Origin of the sequence: Pseudomonas fluorescens (assembly GCF_001307275.1) — a bacterium.
GTDB classification, from domain to species: domain Bacteria; phylum Pseudomonadota; class Gammaproteobacteria; order Pseudomonadales; family Pseudomonadaceae; genus Aquipseudomonas; species Aquipseudomonas fluorescens_AA.
Genome location: NZ_CP012831.1, coordinates 4109607 through 4136050 on the forward strand (window position 1 = coordinate 4109607; position 26444 = coordinate 4136050).

27 protein-coding genes and 1 pseudogene are annotated in these 26444 nt (G+C 60.5%); 9 read left to right on the plus strand and 19 right to left on the minus strand.

Going from position 1 to position 26444, the window contains the following annotated elements; all coding sequences use genetic code 11:
• Window positions 1-178 precede the first annotated feature (178 nt).
• The 5 genes from glpD to AO356_RS18280 all read right to left on the minus strand — a co-directional run bounded on the left by glpD (window position 179) and on the right by AO356_RS18280 (window position 6177).
• The gene (gene glpD / locus AO356_RS18260; RefSeq protein ID WP_060740929.1) at window positions 179-1717 is read right to left on the minus strand and encodes a glycerol-3-phosphate dehydrogenase; all 1539 of its coding nucleotides are present in this window, start codon (window positions 1715-1717) and stop codon (window positions 179-181) included.
• 219 nt (window positions 1718-1936) lie between these two features.
• Entirely contained in the window at window positions 1937-2671 is a 735-nt protein-coding gene (locus tag AO356_RS18265) for a hypothetical protein (RefSeq protein ID WP_060740930.1), read from the minus strand.
• A gap of 221 nt (window positions 2672-2892) precedes the next feature.
• On the minus strand, window positions 2893-3648 hold the full coding sequence (locus AO356_RS18270) for a DeoR/GlpR family transcriptional regulator (RefSeq protein ID WP_003204973.1): 756 nt from the start codon (window positions 3646-3648) through the stop codon (window positions 2893-2895).
• Window positions 3649-3733: 85 nt separating this feature from the next.
• Window positions 3734-5239, minus strand: coding sequence for a glycerol kinase GlpK (gene glpK, locus AO356_RS18275; RefSeq protein WP_060740931.1), 1506 nt, complete (start codon window positions 5237-5239; stop codon window positions 3734-3736).
• 86 nt (window positions 5240-5325) lie between these two features.
• Window positions 5326-6177, minus strand: coding sequence for an MIP/aquaporin family protein (locus AO356_RS18280; protein WP_060740932.1), 852 nt, complete (start codon window positions 6175-6177; stop codon window positions 5326-5328).
• 323 nt (window positions 6178-6500) lie between these two features.
• Between AO356_RS18280 and ybaK the strand changes: the two genes are divergently transcribed.
• Both ybaK and AO356_RS18290 read left to right on the plus strand, forming a co-directional pair.
• The gene (gene ybaK / locus AO356_RS18285) at window positions 6501-6971 is read left to right on the plus strand and encodes a Cys-tRNA(Pro) deacylase (RefSeq protein ID WP_060740933.1); all 471 of its coding nucleotides are present in this window, start codon (window positions 6501-6503) and stop codon (window positions 6969-6971) included.
• A gap of 115 nt (window positions 6972-7086) precedes the next feature.
• Window positions 7087-7878: a PhzF family phenazine biosynthesis protein gene (locus AO356_RS18290; protein ID WP_060740934.1), complete on the plus strand. Its 792-nt coding sequence runs from the start codon at window positions 7087-7089 to the stop codon at window positions 7876-7878.
• Between the two features lie 216 nt (window positions 7879-8094).
• On the opposite strand, the gene AO356_RS18295 is transcribed toward AO356_RS18290, so the two are convergent.
• On the minus strand, window positions 8095-9204 hold the full coding sequence (locus AO356_RS18295) for an ABC transporter ATP-binding protein (protein WP_060740935.1): 1110 nt from the start codon (window positions 9202-9204) through the stop codon (window positions 8095-8097).
• Complete coding sequence (gene argF / locus AO356_RS18300) at window positions 9201-10121, minus strand: ornithine carbamoyltransferase (RefSeq protein WP_060740936.1); 921 nt, start codon at window positions 10119-10121, stop codon at window positions 9201-9203. The genes AO356_RS18295 and argF overlap by 4 nt, the downstream gene beginning before the upstream one ends.
• A gap of 404 nt (window positions 10122-10525) precedes the next feature.
• On the opposite strand from argF, the gene AO356_RS18305 reads away from it, so the two are divergent.
• The 3 genes from AO356_RS18305 to grxD all read left to right on the plus strand — a co-directional run bounded on the left by AO356_RS18305 (window position 10526) and on the right by grxD (window position 13484).
• Window positions 10526-10813 (plus strand): hypothetical protein, encoded by a 288-nt coding sequence (locus AO356_RS18305; protein ID WP_060740937.1) that lies wholly within the window; start codon window positions 10526-10528, stop codon window positions 10811-10813.
• Between the two features lie 131 nt (window positions 10814-10944).
• Window positions 10945-13053, plus strand: a complete 2109-nt coding sequence (locus AO356_RS18310; RefSeq protein WP_060740938.1) for a molybdopterin oxidoreductase family protein — start codon at window positions 10945-10947, stop codon at window positions 13051-13053.
• Between the two features lie 89 nt (window positions 13054-13142).
• Window positions 13143-13484, plus strand: a complete 342-nt coding sequence (gene grxD, locus AO356_RS18315) for a Grx4 family monothiol glutaredoxin (RefSeq protein ID WP_060740939.1) — start codon at window positions 13143-13145, stop codon at window positions 13482-13484.
• Between the two features lie 231 nt (window positions 13485-13715).
• Here grxD and bfr read toward each other — a convergent pair whose 3' ends face one another.
• Window positions 13716-14189, minus strand: coding sequence for a bacterioferritin (gene bfr / locus AO356_RS18320; RefSeq protein ID WP_003178701.1), 474 nt, complete (start codon window positions 14187-14189; stop codon window positions 13716-13718).
• 198 nt (window positions 14190-14387) lie between these two features.
• The gene (locus tag AO356_RS18325) at window positions 14388-14606 is read right to left on the minus strand and encodes a bacterioferritin-associated ferredoxin (RefSeq protein WP_003178704.1); all 219 of its coding nucleotides are present in this window, start codon (window positions 14604-14606) and stop codon (window positions 14388-14390) included.
• A gap of 316 nt (window positions 14607-14922) precedes the next feature.
• Here AO356_RS18325 and AO356_RS18330 point away from each other — a divergent pair, with 316 nt between their 5' ends.
• The gene (locus AO356_RS18330; protein WP_003204949.1) at window positions 14923-15525 is read left to right on the plus strand and encodes a peroxiredoxin; all 603 of its coding nucleotides are present in this window, start codon (window positions 14923-14925) and stop codon (window positions 15523-15525) included.
• A gap of 222 nt (window positions 15526-15747) precedes the next feature.
• Here AO356_RS18330 and rnt read toward each other — a convergent pair whose 3' ends face one another.
• Both rnt and pyrC read right to left on the minus strand, forming a co-directional pair.
• The gene (rnt, locus tag AO356_RS18335; RefSeq protein WP_003204947.1) at window positions 15748-16425 is read right to left on the minus strand and encodes a ribonuclease T; all 678 of its coding nucleotides are present in this window, start codon (window positions 16423-16425) and stop codon (window positions 15748-15750) included.
• Window positions 16422-17468, minus strand: a complete 1047-nt coding sequence (gene pyrC, locus AO356_RS18340) for a dihydroorotase (protein WP_060740940.1) — start codon at window positions 17466-17468, stop codon at window positions 16422-16424. Before pyrC ends, rnt begins: the two co-directional genes overlap by 4 nt.
• 192 nt (window positions 17469-17660) lie before the next feature.
• Here pyrC and AO356_RS18345 point away from each other — a divergent pair, with 192 nt between their 5' ends.
• Together AO356_RS18345 and AO356_RS18350 are read left to right on the plus strand one after the other, a co-directional pair.
• Window positions 17661-18650 carry a flagellar protein MotY gene (locus AO356_RS18345; protein ID WP_060740941.1) on the plus strand — a complete coding sequence of 330 codons (990 nt, stop codon included), beginning with the start codon at window positions 17661-17663 and terminating at the stop codon, window positions 18648-18650.
• A gap of 128 nt (window positions 18651-18778) precedes the next feature.
• The gene (locus tag AO356_RS18350; protein ID WP_003204943.1) at window positions 18779-19996 is read left to right on the plus strand and encodes an argininosuccinate synthase; all 1218 of its coding nucleotides are present in this window, start codon (window positions 18779-18781) and stop codon (window positions 19994-19996) included.
• A 328-nt stretch (window positions 19997-20324) separates the two neighbouring features.
• On the opposite strand, the pseudogene AO356_RS32850 reads toward AO356_RS18350, so the two are convergent.
• Window positions 20325-20582 (minus strand): annotated as a pseudogene (locus tag AO356_RS32850) (hypothetical protein); the annotation flags it as partial.
• A 468-nt stretch (window positions 20583-21050) separates the two neighbouring features.
• On the opposite strand from AO356_RS32850, the gene AO356_RS18360 reads away from it, so the two are divergent.
• Window positions 21051-21677 (plus strand): response regulator transcription factor, encoded by a 627-nt coding sequence (locus tag AO356_RS18360; protein WP_053124532.1) that lies wholly within the window; start codon window positions 21051-21053, stop codon window positions 21675-21677.
• Window positions 21678-21731: 54 nt separating this feature from the next.
• Here AO356_RS18360 and AO356_RS18365 read toward each other — a convergent pair whose 3' ends face one another.
• The 7 genes from AO356_RS18365 to AO356_RS18395 form a co-directional block, all read right to left on the minus strand.
• Window positions 21732-21917 carry a PA3496 family putative envelope integrity protein gene (locus AO356_RS18365; RefSeq protein ID WP_060740943.1) on the minus strand — a complete coding sequence of 62 codons (186 nt, stop codon included), beginning with the start codon at window positions 21915-21917 and terminating at the stop codon, window positions 21732-21734.
• 107 nt (window positions 21918-22024) lie between these two features.
• On the minus strand, window positions 22025-22663 hold the full coding sequence (gene nth / locus AO356_RS18370) for an endonuclease III (protein ID WP_060740944.1): 639 nt from the start codon (window positions 22661-22663) through the stop codon (window positions 22025-22027).
• Window positions 22660-23193 carry an Rnf-Nqr domain containing protein gene (locus AO356_RS18375; RefSeq protein ID WP_060740945.1) on the minus strand — a complete coding sequence of 178 codons (534 nt, stop codon included), beginning with the start codon at window positions 23191-23193 and terminating at the stop codon, window positions 22660-22662. The genes nth and AO356_RS18375 overlap by 4 nt, the downstream gene beginning before the upstream one ends.
• Window positions 23186-23794 (minus strand): RnfABCDGE type electron transport complex subunit G, encoded by a 609-nt coding sequence (locus AO356_RS18380; protein ID WP_060740946.1) that lies wholly within the window; start codon window positions 23792-23794, stop codon window positions 23186-23188. Before AO356_RS18380 ends, AO356_RS18375 begins: the two co-directional genes overlap by 8 nt.
• Window positions 23791-24771, minus strand: coding sequence for an RnfABCDGE type electron transport complex subunit D (locus tag AO356_RS18385; RefSeq protein ID WP_060740947.1), 981 nt, complete (start codon window positions 24769-24771; stop codon window positions 23791-23793). The genes AO356_RS18380 and AO356_RS18385 overlap by 4 nt, the downstream gene beginning before the upstream one ends.
• Window positions 24758-25771 carry an electron transport complex subunit RsxB gene (gene rsxB, locus AO356_RS18390; protein WP_060740948.1) on the minus strand — a complete coding sequence of 338 codons (1014 nt, stop codon included), beginning with the start codon at window positions 25769-25771 and terminating at the stop codon, window positions 24758-24760. Before rsxB ends, AO356_RS18385 begins: the two co-directional genes overlap by 14 nt.
• On the minus strand, window positions 25768-26340 hold the full coding sequence (locus tag AO356_RS18395; protein ID WP_060740949.1) for an Rnf-Nqr domain containing protein: 573 nt from the start codon (window positions 26338-26340) through the stop codon (window positions 25768-25770). The genes rsxB and AO356_RS18395 overlap by 4 nt, the downstream gene beginning before the upstream one ends.
• Between the last annotated feature and the right edge of the window lie 104 nt (window positions 26341-26444).

The following is a 26444-nucleotide window of genomic DNA, read 5'->3' on the forward strand; positions in this document are numbered from 1 at the left end:
CCCCGATTCATTGTGGGAGCGAGCTTGCTCGCGATAGCGGTGTGTCAGTCCAATGGATGTTGAATGTGCTGGCCTCATCGCGAGCAAGCTCGCTCCCACAGGGGCATCGGTGGACGCCAGATAGCAAAAAGCCCCTGAATCGCTGGATTCAGGGGCTTTGGGGGTTGCGGGATATCGGTCAGGCCGCTTCGATCTTGCGACGGTTGTGCTCGACCTTATCCAGGTATTGCTGCAGCTTCTCCTGCTCGGCCGGGGTGGTGAACAAGCCCAGCTTGCTGCGGCGCCACAGGATGTCCTGGGCATCGATGGCCCACTCGTCGCTGCACAGATAATCGACTTCGCGGGTGTAGAGGCCGGCGCCGAGGTGTTCGCCCAGGTCGCCCAGGTCATGCACGCCTTCGAGCATGCGCCAGGTACGGCTGCCATAAGTGGTGGCCCAGCGGCGGGCGATGTCGGTCGGCAGCCAGTCGAACTTGTCCCGCAACGCCGAGCACAGCGCTTGCGGGGTGGTCATGTTTTCACCGCCGGGGAGGGCCTCTACGGCGGTCCAGCTTCCGCGCATCTGCGTGAAGTAGGGCGCCAGTTGCGCCATGGCCGATTCGGCCAATTTGCGATAAGTGGTCAGCTTGCCGCCGAACACCGACAGCAAGGGCGCTTCTTCGCCGCCACCGGAAAGCGCCAGGGTGTAGTCCCGGGTGACGGCCGACGGGTTGTCGGACTCGTCGTTGCACAGCGGACGTACGCCGGAATAGCTGTGCAGGATATCGTCGCGGCTGATCTGCTTCTTGAAGTGGGCGTTGACCACCTTCAGCAGGTAATCGGTTTCGCCTTCGGTGATCGCTACCTTGGCCGGGTCACCGGTGTATTCGCGATCAGTTGTGCCGATCAAGGTGAACTGGTTCAGATACGGAATAGTGAACACGATGCGCTGATCTTCGTTTTGCAGAATGTGCGCATGCTCGCCTTCGTAGAGTTTCGGCACGATCAGGTGGCTGCCCTGGATCAGGCGGATGCCATAGGGCGACTCCAGCTTCAAGTCATCGCGAATGAACTTGGCGACCCATGGGCCGGCGGCATTGACCAGCGCCTTGGCGCGAATCGAAAACAGGCTGCCGTCGGCACGTTCCAGGTGCAAGTGCCACAGGCCTTTGCTGCGGCGGGCGTTCACACAGCGGGTGCGGGTGTGGACATGTGCGCCTTTTTCCCGGGCGGCCATGGCGTTGAGCACCACCAGTCGCGCATCGTCGACCCAGCAGTCGGAATATTCGAAACCTTTGGTGATTTCGCTTTTCAATGGGTTGTCGGCACCGAATTTCAGGCTTTTGGAGCCTGCGAGCTGTTCACGTTTGCCCAGGTGATCGTAGAGGAACAGGCCGGCGCGAATCATCCAGGCCGGACGCAGGTGCGGGCGGTGGGGCAGCACGAAGCGCATTTGCTTGACGATGTGCGGGGCCTTGGTCAGCAGCACTTCGCGTTCGGCCAGTGCTTCGCGCACCAGGCGGAATTCATAATGTTCGAGGTAGCGCAGGCCACCGTGGATCAGCTTGCTGCTGGCCGACGAGGTATGGCTGGCCAGGTCGTCCTTTTCACAAAGGAACACCGAAAGACCGCGACCGGCAGCGTCCGCGGCAATCCCCACGCCATTGATACCGCCGCCAATGACGGCGACGTCATAGATCTCGGCGAGAGGGGGCGTAGGCAAGGTAGAAGTGGGCATCGGCTGGCCTCGGGTTCTTTTCGTAATATTTGAATTCGAACATAAATGTTCATTTGCGAAAATACTAGCCCATAAAGACAGCAACAGCCAGTCGTCTTTGATTGAAAATACTGATCAAAGGAAAGTGAAAGGAAAATTTTCGAAGAAATTAGGGGTGGGGGCAGGCTTGGAAAATGGCGCCGGCGACACGGATAGCGCATCGCCGGCGCTTGCTTGGTGTCAACTGCGGCTGACTTGCAGGACGGCGGGAAGCGAATGTATGAGAACGTTTTCATCATTACCCGTGTAGTAGGTAATGCGTACTTCTCCGCCATCCTCGGTCAGGTCCAGGATAGGGCGAACAATGACTACAGAGAGATCAGGGCCTACCCCAAAGCGCTCCATATAGATCACTCTGCCGTCGCGTCCATAGCTTGTCCATCGAGCGTCAATAACCACAGGTCGGGGGAAAAGAACTGTGAGCCCGGGGGCGGCTATCTGGTCCGGGTCCAGCAGGCCATCAGCTGCCGCGGGCACAGTAGGAGGGAGGTTCGATGGGGTTGATGCCCAGGAGACTACAAAATACAGTCCGGTAATTGCCGACTCCTTCTTCGTACCACCAGAAGCCGGAAAAACCTCGTAGCTGACCTGAGGGCGCGCTAAATCACCTCCCGCAGGCGTGCCTGGGTCGGCCAGTAGAACGCTCTTGGGCACAATGAAATCCAGAAAGCGCTCCGTGTCTCTTACGGATAACTTCGTGTAGTAACTGCTCGCTTCAGTACTGCCTCGCCATAACAGCTGGACTGTGTCGTTTTTTGCCATTTCCGGATACACCGCCACGCGGACCACAACCCCTGAGTCGGGAGTCGCGGGCAAATCCAGCACCCCTGACTCTGGAGGGACGTCCATGACCATCGGACGATCGAGAAGATGGATGCCGGGAAGATAACGCAGGCTTTTTATCGGATCGTTCATAGTAGTAGCTCCACACACTCAAGTTATGGCAGCTACTACGTGCCGTGGTCATTTGGTTAACGCCCGCTGGGCTGGTGCGCAGCGGATCCCCAAACGAACGCAGGATTGAGAGGGCACAAACCCGATGTCCGGGTCTGTCAGCAAATCTGGTATTCGACAGCTTGGCTACTTTCAAACTAGCAGAATTTTCAAGCCCGTAACGCTGGATGGATAGATGGCAGTCAGACCACCTCCAGCCGAATCTTGTGCTGGCTCAGCAACTGCGCCAGGGCCGGCACCGGTTGCTGGTCGGTCACCAGGCAATCGATCAGGCTGATGGGGCCCAGGCGGACCATGGCATTGCGTCCGAACTTGCTGGAGTCCGCCGCCAACAGCACTTGCCGGGCGTTGGCGATGATGGCTTGGGAAACCCGCACTTCCTGGTAGTCGAAGTCCAGCAGGCTGCCGTCTTCATCGATCCCGCTGATGCCCACCAGGGCGAAGTCGACCTTGAACTGGTTGATGAAGTCGACGCTGGCCTGGCCCACCACGCCGCCGTCACGCCGTACGTTGCCGCCGGCGATCAGGACTTCGAAGTCGTCCTTGGCGCTGAGGATCGAAGCCACGTGCAGGTTGTTGGTGATGACCTTCAGATGGTTGTGATTGAGCAGGGCCCGGGCGATGGATTCGGTGGTGGTGCCGATGTTGATGAACAGCGAGGCATGATCGGGGATCTGGGCGGCGATGGCTTCGGCGATGCGTTGTTTTTCGTCGCGCATCTGGTCGGCGCGCATGGCGTAGGCGGTGTTTTCCACGCTTGAATCGTAGGCGGCGCCGCCGTGGTAGCGGCGCAGCAGGTTCACTTCCGCCAGTTGGTTGATGTCGCGGCGGATGGTTTGCGGAGTGACAACGAATAACTGCGCCATTTCCTCGATGCTGACATAGCCGCGTTCGCGGACCAGTTCGAGGATTTGCTGCTGGCGGGGAGGCAGATTCATGGGGCTTCCTTTGGGCTGCCATACAAAATTTGCCCATGATGCCGCAGGAATCCACTCCCGACCAGTTTCAGAACCTTATCAGGCTTTATTCAGCGTCTTCATGGGGCTCCCAATCGCGGGTGCGGCTGACCGCTTTCTGCCAGCCGGCATAGAGCTTTTCTTTCGCCGCCTCGTCCAGTTGCGGTTCGAATTCGCGCTCGATCACCGCTTTGCCGCGCAGTTCTTCCAGGCTGCCCCAGAAGCCGCACGCCAGGCCGGCCAGGTACGCCGCACCCAGGGCCGTGGTTTCACGCATTTTCGGCCGCTCGACCTGGGTGCCGAGGATGTCGGCCTGGAACTGCATCAGGAAGTTGTTCGCCACCGCGCCACCGTCGACGCGCAGGGCCCTGAGGCGTTCACCCGAATCCTGTTGCATGGCGTCGAGTACGTCGCGGGTCTGGTAGGCAATCGACTCCAGTGCTGCGCGAATGATGTGATCGACCCGTACGCCGCGGGTCAGGCCAAACAGTGCGCCACGGGCATAGGGGTCCCAATACGGCGCGCCCAGGCCGGTGAAGGCGGGCACCAGGTACACACCGTTGCTGTCCTTGACCTTGTTGGCAAAGTATTCGGTATCCAGGGCGTCGTTGATGATCTTCAGTTCATCGCGCAGCCACTGGACGGTGGAGCCGCCGTTGAATACAGCGCCTTCCAGGGCGTAGGCCACTTCGCCACGGGGGCCGCAGGCGATGGTGGTGAGCATGCCATGATTGGATTTCACGGCCTTTTTCCCGGTGTTCATCAGCAGGAAGCAGCCGGTGCCGTAGGTGTTTTTCGCCTGCCCCGGCTCCACGCACATCTGCCCGAACAGGGCGGCCTGCTGGTCGCCGGCGATGCCGCCGATGGCGATACCGCTTTTGGTGCGGCCATAGATTTCCGAGGACGACTTCACTTCCGGGAGCATTTCCCGGGGGATGTCGAGGATCTCGAGCATCTTCGCGTCCCATTCCAGCGAGTGGATGTTGAAGAGCAGGGTGCGCGAGGCGTTGGTGTAGTCGGTGACGTGGACCTTGCCACCGGTGAATTTCCAGATCAGCCAGCTATCGACCGTGCCGAACAGCAGCTCACCGTTGCGCGCACGCTCGCGGCTGCCTTCGACGTTGTCCAGGATCCACTTGAGCTTGGTGCCGGAGAAGTACGGGTCGGTGACCAGGCCGGTGGTCTGGCTGATGTATTGCTCGTGGCCGTCGCGCTTGAGCTGTTGGCAGATCTCGGTACTGCGGCGGCACTGCCAGACGATGGCGTTGTAGATCGGCCGGCCGGTGGTCTTGTCCCAGACCACGGTGGTTTCTCGCTGGTTGGTGATGCCGATGGCGGCCACCTGGTCATGGTGCAGGCCGGCCTGGGCCAGGGCTTCGACCATGACAGCGCTCTGGGTGGCGAAGATTTCCATCGGGTCGTGTTCGACCCAGCCGGCCTGCGGGTAATGTTGGGCGAATTCGCGTTGGGCGGTGCAGACCACATTGGCGTCACGGTCGAAGATGATCGCGCGCGAGCTGGTCGTACCCTGGTCGAGGGCAATGATGTAGTTCTTGTTCTGGATATCGGTCATGTCGATTGCCTCGGGTCTTTCATAAAGGGAGACGTAAAAAGAAGCCACGGCGCAGGCTTCGAATGGCAGGGCCTGCGCCGACTGTTTCAGGATGTTCTGGGCTTGCCGTCAATGGCCGGTTCTGCATCCTTTGTAGCTGTTACAGCGCTGGGCAGGTGGCGGGCAATCAGCCCGCGATAGGCCGCAGCACCGAGGCATGCACCCACGATCGGCGCAAAAATTGGAACCAGGAAGTACGGGATGTCGCGTCCACCCGTGAGGGAAATTTCACCCCAGCCTGCGAAGAAAGTCATCAGTTTAGGACCGAAGTCCCGCGCCGGGTTCATCGCAAAGCCCGTCAGCGGCCCCATGGAGCTGCCGATCACGGCTATCAACAGGCCTATCAACAAGGGGGCCAGTGGACCACGGGGCAAACCGTTGTTGTCATCGGTCAGGGACATGATCACCCCCATCAGGATGGCGGTGATGATCGCTTCCACGAGGAAGGCTTGGCCAGTGGAGAGTGCCGCGTGCGGGTAGGTGGAGAACACCGAAGCCAGTTCGAGGCTCATTTCGGTGCCGCGAACCATGTGCCGGGACTGTTCGAAATCGAAGAATAGATTGCTGTACAGCGTGTAGACCAGAAGGGCGCCGCAGAAGGCACCGGTCACTTGGGACGCTATATAGAAAGGCAGCTTGCGCTTTTCGAAGTCGGTGAACATGCACAGGGCGATGCTGACGGCGGGGTTGAGGTGGGCGCCGGAAATGCCTGCGCTCAGATAGATCGCCATGCTGACGCCGACGCCCCAGATGAGGCTGATTTCCCACAAGCCGAAGCTCGCACCCGCGACCTTGAGCGCCGCGACGCAACCAGTGCCGAAAAAAATCAGCAGGCCAGTTCCCAGGAATTCCGCCAGGCATTGGCTGGACAGGGACGGCTGTTGTAAAGCAGTTGTCATTCAAACCTCGGTTTTTTGTTGTTTTGCAGCGCGTTCAGTACAGCACGATTACGCGATTTCCACCGAGGCAGGATCCCCATCCTGAACTCGGGTTGCTGTTTGAGACATGTAATGTGGCTTTCAGTTTCGAAAAAATATAGACAAGAAACGCTGGTGTCAAAGGTCGAAAGTGAACCATTGGTCACATTTCAACTATTCGTGCTGTGAATGACTCTCCCCTTGGCGATGCGTCACCGATAGAGGCAGCGCAGCCGCAAAGCCTTTTCAGAGGCGATGGCTTAGAATCCGCTCACTCTTTTTTGATTTCCTTATCAGGAGCGGTCATGACACCCGCGTTGGATCTGCTTAAGAAAGTACGCGCCGAACATCGCATCCACAGTTATGAACACGATCCCAAGGCCGCCTCCTATGGCTTGGAGGCGGCGGAAAAGCTCGGGCTGGATCCGGCGCAGGTGTTCAAGACATTGTTGGCGGCCAGTGAAAAAGGTGAGCTGTTGGTGGCGGTAGTGCCCGTGGCCGGGAGCCTGGATTTGAAAGGCCTGGCCCACGCCGCCGGCGTGAAGAAGGTCGAGATGGCCGACCCGGCCGCCGCGCAGCGTTCGACCGGTTATTTGCTCGGCGGAATCAGCCCGCTGGGGCAGAAGAAGCGTTTGCGCACGTTTATCGACAATTCCGCACAGCCACTCGCCAGCATGTTCGTCAGTGCGGGGCGGCGTGGGTTGGAAGTCGAGTTGGCGCCTTCGGTATTGAAGGAACACACCGCGGCGGTGTTTGCTGATATCGGGCGTGCTTGATAGAGCAGGGTGGCCGCTGCGCAGCCTGTAGGGTGAAAATTCTGCTGATCTGTCACTGGATAATCCGTGTCGCTACACCCCATGCTGGCGCATCAGAAAAATAAGGAGAAGTGCCATGCAGCTTGCGTTTCATCAGGTCGATGCGTTCAGTGACCGGCCGTTCGGCGGCAACCCGGCGATGATCTACCGGCTCGACGGCTGGCTGGCGGACGACCTGATGCAGAAGATCGCCGCCGAGCATAACCTGGCTGAAACCGCGTTCCTGGTGCGTGAAGGTCAGCATTGGCATATCCGCTGGTTCACCCCCACCACCGAAGTCCCGCTATGTGGTCACGCCACGTTGGCCAGCGCTTATGTACTGTTCGAGGTCTATCACGAAACCGTTGAGCGCCTGGATTTCATCTGCCGGTCCGGTTCGTTGAGCGTGACGCGCGAGGGTGATCGGCTGTGGTTGGATTTTCCGGCCGTCGTGCCTGCCGAGCTGGGCGTGTCCCTGGCCGTGCAGAGTGCCTTGGGCGCCGAGGCGGTGGATGTGCTGAGTTCCAACGAGTTGTTCGTGGTGCTGGAATCGGAGCAAGCGGTGCTCGATTGCAAGCCGGACATGGTGGCCCTGGCAAAACTGCCCTGGCCCGGCGCTATCGTCACCGCGCCGGGGAGCAAGCATGATTTTGTCTCGCGCTATTTTGCCCCGGCGATCGGCATCAACGAAGACCCGGTGACCGGCTCGACCCACTGCAGCCTGATTCCCTATTGGTCCAAGCGCCTGGGCAAGCACGGACTGACGGCTTATCAGTGTTCGGCCAGGGGCGGGGCATTGTTTTGCCGGTTGGAGGGTGAACGGGTGAAGATCGGCGGGAACGCGACGTTAGTGGCCAGCGGGACGTTGATGCTGCACTCAAGTCAATGACATCAAAATGTGGGAGCGAGCTTGCTCGCGATAGCGGTGGTTCGGCCTGCACTGATGCTGAATGTGGCTATGTCATCGCGAGCAAGCTCGCTCCCACAGGATTTGTGGATGACAGTCGATTTGTGCCTGTTGAAAATTTCCATGTGGGAGCGAGCTTGCTCGCGATAGCGCTGGTTCGGCCTGCATCGATGCTGAATGTGTCCACTCCCACAATGATTAGCTGGCCGCGCTGTAGCGTCGCACACCGCTGTCCACTGGTGGGATATGCGCCGCGGTGCTGCCCGAGGCCTGGAACAGCACCAGGTGTTCAGCCGCCACGCGGATGCCGACGGCGGCGCCGACCTGATGGTCGACATGGCTGGGGAAGATCGATTCCAGTTGCGCACCTGTGGGTAATTGCAGGCGGTACAAGGTTGAAGCACCCAGGAAGGTCCTGCCAACGATTCTGGCAGTAAGCGGGCTGTCCGGGGCGTAGACGATGTCGTCTGGCCGCAGCAGCACGTCCACCGCGCCGCCGATGGGCCAGGTGTAGGCCCGGTTGCCGCGCAGCAGGCCAAGCTCGGTCTGTACCGATTCCGGGCTGTCGAGCTGGCCGCGAATGAAGTAGCCCTGGCCAACGAAACTGGCGACGAATGGCGTCAGTGGTTCGTGATACAGGTTGTAGGGCGTGTCCCACTGTTCCAGGCGACCTTCCCTGAAGACACCGACATGGTCACTCACGGCGAAGGCTTCTTCCTGGTCGTGGGTGACCAGGATCGCGCTGGTGCCGCGGGCCTTGAGAATGTCTCGCACTTCATGGCTGAGCTTGCGGCGCAGCTCGCCATCGAGGTTGGAGAACGGTTCATCGAGCAACAGCAGCTGCGGCTCCGGCGCCAGCGCACGGGCCAGGGCCACGCGCTGCTGTTGTCCGCCGGACAGTTCATGGGGAAAACGCTTGCCCAGGTGTTTCAGGTTGACCAGTTCCAGCAATTCTTCGACGACGCGGTCCTTGTTCGGATGCTTGCGGATGCCAAAGGCAATGTTCTGGGCCACGCTCAGGTGGGGGAACAGGGCGTAGTCCTGGAACACCATGCCGATGCGGCGTTTTTCCGGGGCCAGGGTGAAGCCGGCGCGGGAGATGGTTTCCCCGGCCAACTGGATTTCACCCTCGTGCACCGGTTCGAAGCCGGCAATGGCGCGCAAGGTCGTGGTCTTGCCGCACCCGGACGAACCGAGCAGGCAACCGATATCACCGGCATTGAGGTGCAGGTTGAGGTTCTGCACGACCCGCTGGTCCTGATAACCGCAGGCCAGGTTGTGCAAGTTCAGCAGCAAGGCGTGGCTCATGCGTGGTGATACGCCGGCTCGACCAGGAACTCGAGCAAGGCCTTTTGCGCATGCAGGCGATTCTCGGCCTGGTCCCAGGCTACCGAACGCGGGTCATCCAGCAGGTCCATGCTGATCTCCTCGCCACGGTGGGCCGGCAGGCAGTGCATGAACAACACGTCGGCATCCGCCAGGTCGAGCAGGGCCCGGTTGACCTGCAGTGGCGCGAACAACTCCAGGCGCCTGGCGGTTTCTTCTTCCTGGCCCATGGAGGTCCAGACGTCGGTGCTCACCAGGTGCGCACCGGCCACGGCCAGTTTCGGGTCACGGACGATGGACACCCGGTCCCCGGCCTTGGCCAGCAACTCGGCATTGGGGTCAAAGCCTTCGGGGCAGGCGACGCGCAGTTGGAAGTCGAATTGCATCGCCGCTTCTATATAGCTGTTGCACATGTTGTTGCCGTCGCCGATCCAGGCCACGGTCTTGCCCTGGATCGAGCCACGGTGCTCGAGGAAGGTCTGCATGTCGGCCAGCAACTGGCAGGGGTGCAGGTCGTCGGACAGGCCGTTGATCACCGGTACGCGGGAATGGGCCGCGAACTCGGTCAGGGTGCTGTGGGCAAAGGTACGGATCATCACCGCGTCCAGCATGCTCGACATGACGATGGCGCAATCGCCGATGGGTTCGCCACGGCCCAGTTGGGTGTCGCGGGGCGACAGGAAAATCGCCTGGCCGCCCAGTTGGATCATGCCGGCTTCGAAAGAGATGCGGGTGCGGGTCGATGATTTCTCGAAGATCATCCCCAGCACGCGGTTTTTCAAGGGCTCGAACAGTACGCCGCGATTACGCAGGTCCTTGAGCTCCACGCCTCGACGGATCACGCCGAGCAACTCATCGGGCGTGAAATCCATCAGGGAGAGAAAGTGCCTTGCGCTCATGATTGACTACCTTTTTGTAACTGACCGCAGATGCTCAAAGCCTTGTTTAATGAAAAAACGGGCGAGACCTGCGGCAAAAGCCGCACGGGGCGACGAAAATAGGGGAAGGCGCGATATTGACATTAAATGTCGCGTCTTACCAATAGGGCTACGGTTTTTGGGGATTTCAGCGAAGCCATCACGCGAATGCGATGACGTATTTGAGGCCGGTTTCCTGACTGCAGCGGCCCATTTGTACACTGGCGCTGCTCGGCTTGGCAATCAAGCGCGGCCGGGCGCGCCATGGATGGTGGCGGTTTATGCCATGTCCTTCGACTCTTGCGCCTGCCTGCTGGTGGTTGTGAAACATTTCCTAATGCAAAGGCCTGGGTTATAAATGAGCCTCAGCGGCACAGGAGCCCGAAATGGATTCGAAAGAGCGACAATTGATGGAATTGCTGGGGCTGACCGCACGCTCGCTGACCCACCTGACGGCATCGGTGACGTCCATGTCATTCGAATTGCTGCGCAGCGATGATGAAGTGACCAAGGCCGCCGGCCGCCGGATGATCGATCGCATGGCCACGATCAGCAGCGGCCTCGACGAGCATTGGCGATTGATTGGCGAACTGACCGGTGTGCCCATCGCCCAGGAGGAAGTGGAAACCGTCGAGGAAATCCAACTTCTGGCACCGCCCCCCGAGGGCCCTTGATGGCACTGCATCGGCGGGCCTGATGCCCGGCAATTCACAGGACGAACGTCGCTGGCGCTGCCGGGAAGCACGGGCCATAGTTTTGTTCCCGCGGCCGAAAGTGCCCGCCACGAATAAAACAGAGACTGGCCATGACCAAGACTCTCCACCACCGTGCGTGCCATCTGTGTGAAGCCATCTGCGGCTTGACCCTCGAAACCACCGAAACCGACGGCCAGGGCCTGGCGATCACCTCGATCAAGGGCGATGCGCTGGACACCTTCAGTCGCGGTCACATCTGCCCCAAGGCAGTGGCCCTGCAGGATATCCAGAACGATCCGGACCGCTTGCGCCAACCCATGCAGCGCATCGGCAACGAATGGCACCCCATCGCCTGGGGCGACGCCTTCGCATTGGTGGCCGCGCGCCTGGCGGATATCCAGGCGCGCCATGGCCAGAACGCGGTGGCGGTCTACCAGGGCAACCCCAGCGTGCATAACTATGGGCTGATGACCCACAGCAACTATTTCCTGGGCCTGTTGAAGACCCGCAGCCGTTTCTCGGCAACCTCGGTGGACCAACTGCCCCATCACCTGACCAGCCACCTGATGTACGGCCACGGCTTGCTACTGCCGATTCCGGACATCGATCACACCGACTTCATGCTGATCCTGGGCGGCAACCCATTGGCCTCCAACGGCAGCATCATGACCGTGCCGGACGTGGAGAAGCGTCTCAAGGCGATCCAGGCCCGTGGCGGCAAAGTGGTGGTGGTCGATCCGCGCCGCAGCGAAACGGCGGCCATTGCCGACCAGCATGTCTTCGTGCGTCCCGGTGGCGATGCCGCGCTGCTGTTTGGCTTGCTCAATACCCTGTTCAGCGAAGGCCTGACCCGTGACAGCCACCTGCCGGTGGACGGCCTGGATGAGGTGCGCGCGGCCGTTGCTGCTTTCACGGCTGAAGCGATGAGCCCGCTCTGTGCGGTGCCGGCCGCGCAGATCCGGCAATTGGCCCGGGACTTCGCCGCCGCCCCGTCAGCGGTGTGCTACGGGCGGATGGGGGTGTCGACCCAGGCGTTCGGTACGCTGTGCCACTGGCTGATCCAGGTGATCAACCTGGTGACCGGCAATCTGGATCGGGTGGGCGGTGCGCTGTGTACCGAGCCGGCGGTGGACCTGGTGGCGACCACCTCGGGTGGGCATTTCAATCGTTGGCAGAGCCGGGTCTCCGGGCGTCCCGAGTACGCCGGGGAGCTGCCGGTGTCGGCCCTGGCCGAGGAGATGCTGACCGAGGGCGAAGGCCAGATTCGGGCGCTGGTCACCGTGGCCGGCAACCCGGTGCTGTCTACACCCAACGGGCGGCAGTTGGAGCAGGCCCTGGATGGGCTGGAGTTCATGGTCAGTGTCGATCTGTACATCAACGAAACCACCCGTTACGCCGACCTGATCCTGCCCTCGACCTCGGCCCTGGAAAACGATCATTACGACACCACCTTCAACCTGTTCGCGGTGCGCAACGTGACCCGTTTCAACCGGGCGATCCTGCCCAAGCCCGAGGGGGCGCTGCACGACTGGGAGATCTTTGTCGGCCTGGCCAAGGCCTTCGCTGCCCACACCGGCAAAGAGCTCAAGCCGACCATGCCGCCGGCGCAGATGATCGATCTTGGCCTGCGCAGCGGAGCCTATGGCGACGCCTCGCCGCACAAACTGTCTCTGGCGACCTTGTTCGACCATCCCCATGGCATCGACCTCGGCGCACTCAAGCCCAACCTGGCCCCACGCTTGAAAACCGAAAACCAACGGGTGCAGGCCGCGCCGGCGGTGATTCTTGCCGACCTTGCGCGCTTTGCCGCGTTGCAGGCGCCAGAGCCGGATGAGTTGCTGATGATTGGCCGCCGCCATGTGCGCAGCAACAACTCCTGGATGCATAACTTCCATCGACTGGTGAAGGGCAAGCCGCGTCATCAATTGCTGATGCACCCGGATGACCTCGCCTCCCGCGGCCTTGCCGACGGGCAGCGCGTGACGGTCAGCTCGCGGGTGGGGGCCATCGAAGTCGAGGTACTGGGCAGCCTGGACATGATGAAAGGCGTGGTCAGCCTGCCCCACGGCTGGGGCCATGCCCGGCCGGGCGTGCAGATGACCATTGCCAGTGGGCAGCCGGGATCCAGCGCCAATGACCTGACCGATGATTGCCAGCTCGATGAGTTGTCCGGCAACGCGGCGCTCAACGGTGTACCGGTGAAGGTGGCGGCTGCGTAAAATTGTCTCTGAGCAGCACGTTCTGCTTTCCGTTACAATGCGCCACCGTGTCGACAACTGACGTCGCAAAGTTTAAGCCGAGGTGCTCCGTGGATATCATCGAAACGATTAAAGACCAGATTGCCAACAACACCATCCTGCTTTACATGAAAGGCTCGCCGAACGCGCCACAGTGCGGTTTCTCGGCCAAGGCTGCTCAGGCTGTGATGGCGTGTGGCGAGAAGTTTGCCTACGTGGACATCCTGCAGAACCCGGAAATCCGCGCCAACCTGCCCAAGTACGCCAACTGGCCAACCTTCCCGCAATTGTGGGTGGGCGGTGAGCTGGTCGGTGGTAGCGACATCATGACCGAGATGGCCGCCGACGGTTCTTTGCAGGCCACGATCAAGGCTGCGGTAGAAAAAGCGTCCGCGAACAAGACCGAAGCCTGATCCATGGAAGCCTGTTCACCACGCCGGTTGTGGTGAACGGGAAACCTTGTGGGAGCGAGCTTGCTCGCGATAGTGGTGTGTCAGTCAGCATTTTTATATCTGATCCACCGCCATCGCGAGCAAGCTCGCTCCCACAGTGGTTTTGAGTAGGGCCTGGGAGAATCCAGGCAATAAAAAGCCCCGCCTCTCGAAAGAGGGCGGGGCTTTTTAGTGGCCTGCTGCCGGGGAAGGTTACTCTTCGCCCATCTGCGATTGCAGGTAGTTCTCCAGACCGACTTTGTCGATCAGGCCCAGTTGGGTTTCCAGCCAGTCGATGTGCTCTTCCTCGGATTCGAGGATGTCTTCCAGCAGTTCACGGCTACCGAAGTCGCCAACGCTTTCGCAATGGGCAATGGCGGCCTTCAGGTCGGCGTGGCCGGTGCGCTCGATGCGCAGGTCGCACTCGAGCATTTCCCGGGTGTGTTCGCCAATGTGCAGCTTGCCCAGGTCCTGGACGTTCGGCAGGCCTTCGAGAAACAGGATGCGCTTGATCAGCTTGTCCGCGTGTTTCATCTCGTCGATGGACTCGTGGTACTCGTGCTTGCCCAGCTTGTTCAGGCCCCAATCCTCGTACATGCGCGCATGCAGGAAGTATTGGTTGATCGCGACCAGCTCATTGGCAAGGATCTTGTTGAGATGCTGGATGACTGTAATGTCGCCTTTCATGATGAGGCCTGCCCTGTAATAGCTGTGTATAGGGCAGAGTTTGAGCCGCGTATTTATCAGTGTCAAACCTAAGTTATTGAATAATAAATGAAAATTAATCGGAATAAGAATGTTTGTGTTCCGCGTCTGGACGCTAAGCATTTGATTTACAGGCATAAAAAAACCGGACATTGAGTCCGGTTCCTTGAAAAGCTGTCTTTACGCGGCAGTAAATTCTACCGGGTAGGGGATCGAGGCCTGTGCCGTTTGCACCTTGGCGAGGGTTTCACGCACCACTTCCTTGGCCAGGCAGGCACATTTGCCGCATTGGCTGGCTACGCCGGTGGCCTGGCGGACTTCGCGATAGCTGCAGCAACCTTCATAGATCGCTTCGCGGATTTGTCCGTCGGTGACGCCAGTGCAGAGGCATACATACATAAGTGAGAACCGTCGCTGGTTGTGACTCAATTGAGACGGATCTTAATGTTAACGAGAATGATTGTCAAAGTGGTTTCTCAAGGTCTTGCGCCAGAGCGGTGCCAGGCTGACGAACGGTTTTTTCCTTGGGCAACGAAGGCGGCACGCAGCGGGGCGGCGATTTTTCGATACCACCGAAAAACCGTTGAAGACAGTCCAAATGCGCGGTGTATGATGGTCGGCCCTTGCAAGCGGGTTCGTGTCACAGGGCTGTCGCCTGAGGGTGGCAGGCTGGCCCGGACTTTGTTTTCACGCTAATTACATCAGGAGATATCCAATGAGCGTACTCGTAGGCAAACAAGCCCCTGACTTCACCGTGCCAGCCGTGCTTGGCAACGGCGAAATCGTCGACAGCTTCACCCTGTCCTCGGCCATCAAAGGCAAATACGGCCTGGTGTTCTTCTATCCGCTGGACTTCACCTTCGTCTGCCCGTCCGAGCTGATCGCACTGGATCACCGCATGGATGATTTCAAGGCGCGCAACGTTGAAGTGGTCGCTGTGTCGATCGACTCGCACTTCACTCACAACGCCTGGCGCAACACCCCGATCAACAATGGCGGTATCGGCCAGGTGAAATACACCATGGCTGCCGACATGAAGCACGAAATCGCCAAGGCCTACGACGTTGAGTCCGAAGGCGGCGTGGCCTTCCGTGGTGCCTTCCTGATCGACGACAAGGGCGTTGTCCGTTCGCAGATCATCAACGACCTGCCGCTGGGCCGTAACATGGAAGAGTTGATCCGTCTGGTCGACGCGCTGCAATTCCACGAAGAGCACGGCGAAGTCTGCCCGGCCAACTGGAAAAAAGGCGACAAGGGCATGACCGCATCGCCTGAAGGCGTTGCCGCTTACCTGGGCGAGCACAGCGACAAGCTGTAAGCGCCTCCAGGCATAAAAAAACCGGCCCTCGATGGGCCGGTTTTTTTATGGGTGTTCCAAACTTGTCGGCTGAAACACAGAACCCTGTGGTGAGGGGATTTATCTGTGGGAGCAAGGCTTGCCCGCGATGGCGGCGATGCGGTCTTCCAAGAACCGAGTCGCCTGTGTCGCGAGCAAGCTTTGCTCCCACAGAGTGGCACCGCCCCACATTGGCTCTGCTCTTTAGTCGTCGAAATCCTGCCAGCCGCCCATCTCTTTCCACCGGTTGACGATGCCGCAGAACAGCTCGGCGGTCTTCTCGGTGTCGTAGCGGGCCGAGTGCGCCTCACGACCATCGAAATCGATGTCGGCTGCCTGGCACGCCTTGGCCAGGACGGTCTGGCCATACGCCAGGCCAGCCAGGGTCGCGGTGTCGAAGCTGGAGAACGGGTGGAACGGGTTGCGCTTCATGTCCAGGCGCGCGACGGCGGCGTTGAGGAAGCCCAGGTCGAAGCTGCTGTTGTGGCCGACCAGGATCGCGCGCTTGCAACCGTTGGCCTTGAGCGCCTTACGCACACCACGGAAGATGTCGGTCAGGGCCGTTTCTTCGCTGACTGCCATGCGCAACGGGTGATCGAGCTTGATCCCGGTGAATTCCAAAGCCGCCGCTTCGACGTTGGCGCCTTCGAACGGTTCGACACGGAAGAAATAGGTGTGGTCAGGGAACACAAAGCCTTTTTCGTCCATGCCGATGGTGGTCGCGGCGATTTCCAGCAAGGCGTCGGTGGCGGAATTGAAACCACCGGTTTCTACATCGACGACGACCGGCAGATAACCACGGAACCGCGCGGCCATGGGGTGACGGGCGCCGCCCGAACCACCGTTGCCGTCCAGTTCGTCGTCGAAATGATCTTCACTCACGCGTTTTCCTCCAGCAGGCGCCAGCGCAGTTTTTCACCGGCGCGCAGCGGGATGACGGTCTGCTCGCCGAAGGGCAGGCTGACAGGGGCGGTCCATTCGTCACGGACCAGGGTAATACGGTCGGTGTTCACCGGCAGGCCATAGAAGCGCGGGCCATGCAGGCTGGCGAAGCCTTCGAGTTTTTCCAGCGCATTGCGCTGTTCGAACGCCTCGGCGTACATCTCGATGGCGGCATAGGCGGTGTAGCAACCGGCGCAACCGCAGGCCGCTTCCTTGGCGTGACGGGCGTGGGGTGCCGAGTCGGTGCCGAGGAAAAACTTGGCGCTGCCGCTGGTAGCGGCGTCCAGCAAGGCTTCCTGGTGGGTATTGCGCTTGAGGATCGGCAGGCAATAGAAGTGCGGCCGGATCCCGCCCACCAGCATGTGGTTGCGGTTGTACAGCAGGTGGTGGGCGGTAATGGTCGCGCCGACGTTGGCCGGGGCCTCGTTGACGAACTGCACGGCATCGCCGGTGGTGATGTGTTCGAACACCACCTTGAGGGTCGGGAAACGCTCCACGACGCGGCGCATGTGTTCGTCGATGAAGATTTTCTCGCGGTCGAACACATCGACGTCGCCCCGGGTAACCTCACCATGGATCAACAACGGCATGCCGACTTCGGCCATGGCCTCCAGCGCCGGGAAGATCTTGTCGATGCTGGTGACACCGGAATCGGAGTTGGTCGTCGCGCCGGCGGGATACAGCTTGGCGGCATGGACAAAACCGCTGGCCTTGGCGTCGCGAATCTCTTCGGGCTGGGTGCGGTCGGTGAGGTAAAGCACCATCAGCGGTTCGAAGCGGCTGCCAGCCGGGCGCGCGGCGAGGATACGCTGGCGATAGCCATCGGCCTCGGCGGCGTTGCGCACGGGCGGAACCAGGTTAGGCATGATGATTGCGCGCCCGAAGGTGCGCGCGACATCGGCGACGGTATGGGTCAACACAGCACCATCGCGAAGATGAATATGCCAGTCGTCGGGACGCAGCAGGGTCAGGCGGTCGGACATTAGGGGGCTTCCAGGCGGGTCAAACTCTGGGGAATGCTACCGGAAAAGACCGATTCAGGCACCCGCTATCAAGTTCTGCCACAACTTACCGATAGCTCCTACAGGTGTGCCACGAATCCGTGCAGTGCCCCGGACAGGCGTCATGCCCTCAAGCATGCGTCGATCTTTGTATAAAAGTCAGTGGAGCCTCCCGTGCGCCAGCGTTATCTAGCCTTGCTCAGTGTGTTTGCCAGCCTTCCCGCCATGGCGCTCACTTTCCAGACCCGTCTGGAGAGCATTGAGTGGACGGTCGAAGGCGACAAGTTCGAGTGCCGGCTGAGCCAGCCGATCACCGATTTCGGCAGTGGCGAGTTCGTGCGCCGGGCGGGCGAACAGGCCACGTTCCGCCTCAAGAGCTATAACCCGATGCTGGGCGGCGGTTCGGCCACCTTGCTGGCGGCCGCCGCACCGTGGCAACCGGGGCGCGGCGATATCAACCTGGGCTCGGTCAGCATTGGCAGTGGCGATGTATTGTTCAACAGCTCCCAGGTCCAGGCCGGACGCTTGATCAGTGGGCTGATGGACGGTCGTAGCCCTGTGGTACGGCGTAACACCGAGGACGGTCGAGTGTCGGAAGTCCGGTTGCTGCCGGTGCGTTTCAATAAAGCCTTCGGCGATTATCAGAGCTGTGTGGCCAAGTTGTTGCCGAAGAATTTCGAGCAGGTGAAGCAGACCCAGATCGGCTTCCCCGGCGAAGAAGTCGAACTCGATGCCCATGCCAAGGCCCAGTTGCAGGTGATGCTCGACTTCATCAAGGCCGATCCGAGCGTCAATCATGTCGAGCTTGACGGTCACTCCGACAACAGCGGCAATCGCCTGACCAACCGCGAGCTGTCGCGCCGCCGGGCCCTGGCGGTCCAGGATTTCTTCAAGGCCAATGGTTTCCAGGAGTCGCAGATTACCCTGCGCTTCCACGGCGAACGTTATCCCCTGGTGCCCAACACCAACGCCGCCAACCGGGCCAAGAACCGTCGGGTGGTCGTGCGCCTCGAGCGCGTGGCGGCTAGCGAAGCACCGGCACCCCAGCCCGCCGCCGCGCAGCCTGCACCCGCTGCGCCCCCTGCCAAAGCGCCGGCGCCCACCGCTGCACCGGCCAAGACACCGGCACCCACGCCCGTCGGGACGACCGCGCGGACCTCCTGATTCGGTTTTGACCGTCGCGCGCTCGACATAATCTGTCGCTTCGTCGTCATAAGCTGTCGCGCCCCTGTAAATTATCCGCGCTGGACGTTAGACTTCACGGCTTTCCGTACAACCCGTGGAGTGATGGCATGGCGGACGTAAACAAGGTCGTTCTGGCGTATTCCGGCGGCCTGGACACTTCGGTGATCCTCAAGTGGCTGCAGGACACTTATAACTGCGAAGTGGTGACCTTCACCGCTGACCTGGGGCAGGGCGAGGAAGTCGAGCCTGCACGCGCCAAGGCCCAGGCCATGGGCGTCAAAGAGATCTACATCGATGACCTGCGCGAAGAGTTCGTCCGCGACTTCGTGTTCCCGATGTTCCGCGCCAACACCGTTTACGAAGGCGAGTACCTGCTGGGTACGTCCATCGCCCGTCCGTTGATTGCCAAGCGCCTGATCGAAATCGCCAACGAAACCGGCGCCGATGCCATTTCCCACGGCGCTACCGGCAAAGGCAACGACCAGGTGCGTTTCGAGCTGGGCGCCTATGCCCTCAAGCCGGGCGTGAAAGTCATCGCCCCGTGGCGTGAATGGGACTTGCTGTCCCGTGAAAAACTGATGGACTACGCCGAGAAGCACGCGATTCCAATCGAGCGTCACGGCAAGAAGAAATCCCCGTACTCGATGGACGCCAACCTGCTGCACATCTCCTATGAAGGCGGCGTGCTGGAAGACACCTGGACCGAGCACGAAGAAGACATGTGGCGCTGGACCGTCTCTCCCGAGAAGGCCCCGGATACCCCGCAATACCTGGAGCTGACCTATCGCAATGGCGATATCGTCGCCCTGGACGGCGTGGAAATGAGCCCGGCCACCGTGCTGGCGACCCTGAACCGCATCGGCGGCGAACACGGCATCGGTCGTCTGGACATCGTCGAGAACCGCTATGTCGGCATGAAGTCCCGCGGCTGCTACGAAACCCCGGGCGGTACCATCATGCTGCGCGCTCACCGGGCGATCGAATCGATCACCCTGGACCGCGAAGTGGCTCACCTCAAGGACGAGCTGATGCCCAAGTACGCCAGCCTGATCTACACCGGCTACTGGTGGAGCCCTGAGCGTCTGATGCTGCAGCAGATGATCGACGCCTCCCAGGCTCATGTGAATGGCGTGGTACGCCTGAAGCTGTACAAGGGCAACGTGATCGTCACCGGGCGTAAGTCCGACGAGTCGCTGTTCGACGCCAACATCGCGACCTTCGAAGAAGACGGCGGTGCCTACAACCAGGCCGACGCGGCCGGCTTCATCAAGCTCAACGCCCTGCGCATGCGCATCGCGGCGAACAAGGGTCGCAAGCTGTTCTGACCCTGGCGATATAAAAAACGGCCTGCCTTGAGCAGGCCGTTTTTTTTGCCCTCTGTTTTGCATGGGCAGCCTATTGTCTGCAGCACTGTCTCCTGATGGCTCATCCATCCTGCCCGTGGGTTGCAAGGTCTGCGTGGTGGTAAATGACGTACACGACGATGCCGGCGTGCTTCAAATGCTCAGGTTGGCAAGTTTCGCTCAGGCGGCGGGATTGGCGGCACAGGATGCAAAAGGTGTCCGGCGGTTCATGCCTGGGGCGATGAAGACCTATCAGTCGCCGCCGGTGGTCCTTGCCCGCCCGACGTAGCATTCGTTTGCGCCGACAGGTCGCGTCATCCATGGTCTTTATGAAGTGCTTGCTCTTGCGAAAATCCGAAGGTGAATACAAGGAACGATAATTGAAGTTGAGGGTGATGAAAAAAAGCAGCAATAAATAGAAGGGGAAGCTGATCAGGAACCAGAGGTAATACTCACGGTCCTGGTCATCCAGAAAAGGCAGGGAAACAGCCGCGGACGTTTCGGATAAAGTTGCGAATATGGCGATAAGGGTCATGGGGTTGGTGATGGTCTTCAAAGGTTTGTTCATGGTTAATGCTCATGGAATATTCATGCTCGTGAGTGGTTTGGAAAAAATAATATCGGTGGCTAATAAGGTGTCGCTAAAACAATCAGGGCTGTCGATGTTTTATATCGGGTGCCTGAACGTCTCTTATATAGGAATTTCCGCTGCTGAAGTGAGGGGGGGCAGTTTTAACAGTAAATAATTCAGTTACTCTTTATGAGTAAAGTGCTTTCCAATGACCGGTCCGCAAGCAGGTAGGGCGGCGAAAGAGCGCATTATTCATAGGGGTAACGGATGCTCAAGGGCGCTCGGTCCTTCTCTGTAAAAAATTGAGGACACATTTTTCCCGGCGGGATTTGTAGGAGTTTTCTGTATAGCTTGTAGGATCTGTCTCTCGGTGCGAGCGGTCAGGGGGGGGCGGCATGCCAAGGTAGAAATGACTAGGCTATTGTGCGTGCTCTAAAAATTCGAACAGCGAAGTTGGATTTGCCCATGAATAAAGTGCTGATCGTGGATGATCATCCCGTCATTCGTCTTGCTGTACGTTTGCTGATGGAGCGTCATGGTTATGAGGTCGTTGCCGAAACCGACAACGGCGTCGATGCGTTACAACTTGCTCGTGAACTTATGCCCGATATCGTCATTCTCGATATCGGTATTCCGAAACTGGACGGGTTGGAGGTCATTGCCCGTTTGACGGCCATACCTTCGTCAATGAAGGTATTGGTACTGACTTCCCAGGCGCCTGGGCATTTTTCAATGCGTTGCATGCAGACAGGGGCGGCCGGGTATGTCTGCAAGCAACAGGACCTTACTGAATTATTAAGTGCAATCAAGGCAGTACTGTCCGGCTACAGTTACTTTCCCAACCAGGCATTGCATACGGTGCGATCGAGCCTGGGTAATGCCAGTGAGTCCGATATGGTCGATCGGTTGTCGGGGCGGGAGATGATGGTCTTGCAGCAACTGGCGCGCGGCAAGACCAACAAGGAAATCGCCGATGGAATGTTCTTGAGCAACAAGACCGTCAGTACTTACAAGACCCGTCTGTTATTGAAGCTCAATGCCCGTTCGCTGGTCGACCTGATCGAGCTGGCGCAGCGTAATGGGTTGGTGTGAGGCTGCTGTCACGCGTACTCAGTAAAAAGCCTCCATCAGGGAGGCTTTTACGTGTCAGAGGTCAAAGTCGTAATCGGCCAGTTGCTTCTGTAAACGACGCTCTTCCAGCAGGTTATCGATGGTGCGGCGCTTGCTCAGGTTGGTTTTCGCTACTTCCGGCACGACCGCAGGTTCACCGTCGTCGGCCTCAGCGGCGATGAATTCGTCTTCTACATCCAGTTGTTCTTTGCCAGCACTCATGGGTTCGACTCCAGGCTAAGACTGCCATTGGCGCTCCTTATATCGATAAACCACGGGCGGGTAAAAAAGATTTTTTCAATCGATAGATCGATAAAAGCAATAGCGCCTCAATCGTCCGAGGTCTTGTGCTTGTATTCGCATAAATCTTCGATTCGGCAGCTGCCGCAGCGGGGCTTGCGCGCCAGGCAGACGTAGCGCCCATGGAGGATGAGCCAGTGATGGGAGTCCAGCAGGTATTCCTTGGGGACAAACTTCATCAGCTTCTTCTCCACCTCCACCACGTTTTTGCCGGGGGCCAGCCCGGTACGGTTGCTGACGCGGAAAATGTGGGTGTCGACCGCCATGGTCAACTGCCGAAACGCGGTGTTGAGCACGACGTTGGCGGTTTTGCGGCCGACGCCTGGAAGGGCTTCCAGCGCTTCACGGGTTTGCGGGATTTCACTGCCGTGGAGCTCGATCAGCAGGCGGCAGGTTTCGATCACGTTTTTGGCCTTGCTGTTGAACAGGCCGATGGTCTTGATGTACTCGGACAACCCTTCGACGCCCAGGGCGTAGATCGCCTCCGGGGTGTTGGCGACCGGGAACAATTTAGCCGTGGCCTTGTTGACGCCGACGTCGGTGGACTGGGCCGACAGGATGACCGCGATCAGCAATTCGAACGGCGAGGAATAGGCCAGTTCGGTTTTCGGTTCCGGGTTGTCCTCGTGAAAGCGACGGAATATTTCCAGGCGTTTTGCGGCGTTCATGGGCGCGGCGTTTCCTCGGTGGTTGAAGGGGATTTGGCTGCCGTCCAGGCCTGTCGGGCCGCCAGTAGCAGGCCGAGCAGAATGAACCCGCCCGGGGCGAGCAAGGCCAGGGGGAGGCCGCTGCCGATCAGCTCACGCAGGGTGCCCAGGCTGACCATCAAGAGACCGAACACCCCAGCCAGCCTGAGGCGTCCAGGCAAGCGAGACTCAACGAAGAAACCCGCATGCTCCAGCGCCACGCAGCTCAAGGTGATCCAGCCCAGGTAAAGCCCCAGCGGTCGATACAGTTCCAATGCCCAGGCCTGGATGACAAAACCTATGCAGGTGGTCAGGGTAGCGGCCAGCACGATGGCGGCGAGCAGTTGTTGCGCGGTTGTCAGGCGTTGTCGGACACACCCCATCGCCAAGCCCTGGCAGAAGAACATCAAGGCCCAGGCCAGCCATAACACCAGTGCGCCCATCAGCGAATCGCTGGCGCCCACCAGCGGGACGAGCAGCAGGCCGTGTGTCAGGCCCCATGGCTTATTCATTGGCAGGCACTCCCAACTGAGCCTTGTGCTCGTCGAAGTAACGCAACGCGTCGTGAACCGCTTGGAGCACCGCCCGGGATGTCACCGTTGCGCCGGCCAGTTGATCGAACTGTCCCTGGTCCTTCTTCAGGGCCCAGCCGCTGTCGTCAGGCGCCTGGCGTGATTTGCCGGTGAAAACCTGCATCCAGGTGTTCGGCCAGCCGGCAATCGCCGCGCCCAACCCGGGAGTTTCGGCTTGGCGCAGCGTCTTGACGCCCAGCAGCCGGCCCTGTGGATCGATGGCGACCAGCAATTCGATGCTGCCCTCATAGCCCGGTGCCTGGCTACGCAGCAGCACGGCGCTGGGCTGGCCATTGCGGGTCGCCAGATAACCGCCCAGCAGCGAGCTATGGGTCAAGGTCTCCGGGGCGGTGAGAACGGGGTGCGCCAATGGCTGATTGTCGTAGAGGCCGGTGGGCAGCACCTCAAGCAAGGTCCTGTTCGCCAGCGCTTGCCGCTGGGTCTCGATGCGCCCGGCGGTGCCGAGGTGTGTGAGGTAAGTGGCACTGCAACCGAGGCCGATCAACAGGATCAGGATTGCCACGCCGCCGGGATTCTTCATGTCAGTGGCCGCCGTTGTCGCGCCTCGGCAAACCGATCCAGTGCCGGCACGCCGAGGTTCATCAGCAACACCGCGAACGCCACGCCATCCGGGTAGCCGCCCCAGGTGCGGATCAGGTAGACCAGCAGCCCCATGCCCGCGCCAAACAGCAGGCGGGCGAGAGGGGCCTTGGCGCCCGAGACCGGTTCGGTCGCGATAAAAAACGCGCCGAGCATGGTTGCGCCGCTGAACAGATGAAACAGCGGGGAACCATGGGAGTCGGACCCCGACCCGTTCCAGCACAGCAGGCTGACGATAAACAGGCTCCCCAGCAGGCCCACTGGCGCATGCCAGCTGAACACCCGTTGCTGCAACAGAAACAGACCGCCTGCCAGAAAGGCCAGATTGACCCATTCGGCACCGCGGCCACCGAAACGCCCGAACGCCGGATCGCTGGCGAACAGTTCATCGATGGTCAGGCTCGTGTTGGTTCGCAGGCTGTCCAGCGCGGTGGCCCCGGCCCAGGCGTCGGGCGTCGGATGAGTGCCGAACACCTGTTGCAAGCCTTCAAGCAGGCCCAAACCGTGGGGCGCGGGACTCATATGGGCGGGAAACGCCACCAGGACCAGGGCATAGCCGAGCATCGCCGGGTTGAACGGGTTGCTGCCGACGCCGCCCCACAGGTGCTTGCCGAACAGCAAGGCGCAGGCGGCCGCGGTGACGGTCAGCCACCAGGGGCAATACGCCGGCAAGGCCAGGGCCAGCAGCGTGGCACTGACCAGCGCGCTGCCATCGTTCAGTTCGGGTTTGAGCGGCCGGCGGCGCAAACGCAGCACCAACGCTTCGACCGCCAGCGCGGTGAGGCCGGACAACAGCAGGTTGAGTACCACGCCCCAGCCCTGGAACCACAGCAACGCCAGCACGCCGGGCAGTGTCGCCAGCAACACCCGCGTCATCGCGGGCCGCAGCCGTTCGTCCACGGTGTCAGGAAGCGGCATGGACGTCCACCTGGCGCTCGGCATCCTTCACCGCTTGCTCCAACGCCTGCAGTTGTTCATCCGATGCCGCTGCCGTACGGGCTTTGCTGAGTTCGGCGCGGCGCATCGCCAGTTGGATCTTGGCCCGCTTCAGTTCGGCGCTTTGTGCCGGAGCCGGGGCTGGCGTGATCGCGGGTGCGGCGTTTTCCAGTTGGCTCAGGGCCTGCTCGGCCGCTTCGAACTGGCGTTGCAGCAGGATCAGTTGCGACTGCTGCTCGAAGGTTGGCGGATGGCCGAACGCTTTCAAGGATTTGTTCAACTGCGCCCGGCTCATGGCCAGGTCAACCTTGGCTTTTTTCAAGGCGGCATCGGCGGTGGCGGCTTTTTGCGCGCGCACGCGTTCCAGTGCGGCTTGTACGGGATCGAGCGGCTGTTCCGGTTCCTTGGCCTGGGCCGCGCGCTGGGTACGGGCCAAGCGCTCCGCCTGGCGCTGTTCTTCTTCGCGGCGCAGGCGCGCATTGCGTTGTTCGAAGCGGCGCCGGGCGTGGTTGCGCTTGGCCGTTCGCGCCTGTTGCTCGGCGGCGCTGAAGGCCAGGCCGCCGACAATCGGCAACACGCTTGCCGTCGGCAGGGGCCGCATTTCGATGCAGTCGACCGGGCAGGGCGCCACGCACAGGTCGCAGCCGGTGCATTCGTCGATGAGGACGGTGTGCATCAGCTTGGCCGCGCCGACAATCGCGTCCACCGGACAGGCCTGGATGCACTTGGTGCAGCCGATGCATTCGGCTTCGCGGATGAAGGCGATTTGCGCCGGAGCCACGCCGCGGCTGGTGTCCAGTTCCAGCACTGGTATTTTCATCAGCTCGGCCAGGGCCGCGATGGTTTCGCGTCCGCCGGGCGGGCATTTGTTGATCGGCTCGCCCTGGGCGATGCCTTCGGCGTAGGGCTTGCACCCGGGGTGACCGCATTTGCCGCATTGGGTCTGCGGCAACAGGGCGTCGATACGTTGAATCAGGCTCATGTTTTGACCAGCCCGCGCAATCCGAGAAAGGCCACCGCCATCAGTCCGGCGCTGATCAACTGTATTGGCAGGCCCCTGAAGGGCAAGGGAATAGCGTGATTGAAGGTGCGCTGGCGCAGATCGTCGAACAGGCCCAGCACCAGCCAGAAGCCCAGCCCGGCCCCCAGGCTCAGCGCCACGGCGTGGCCCAGGCCTCGGTCTTCCTGGCCGTTGAGCAGCGTGACGCCCAGGATGCCGGCATTGCCGAGCAGCAGCGGCCACAATCCATCGAACGGCATTGCGGGCAGCCAGCGTGTCAGCAGGCGCAGCAACGGCCCGATCAGCAAGATGCTCAAGGACAGCCAGACCAACAGGCGCAGGAATGTCAGATTGGTTGGCACGAGCACCCCATGATCGACCAGATAACCCAGGGTGCCGACGATCAGCATCAGGCACGCCGTTGCCAGGCCCAGGGCGTGCACCTGTCTTCTGCCGTTGGCCGCCAGCAGCGGATCGACGCCCAGCGGCCAATGCAACACCAGGTTGTTGATCAGGGCAGCGCTGAACAGCGTGAGGACGATTTCGGTCATGGGCGTGTGGGCGAACAAAGGGCCTGTTACAAGATTAGGCATTATCCGGCACGCCGGGAGTGCGGGCCAGATATGAAAATCCCACAGCCACCTGCAAGGCGACT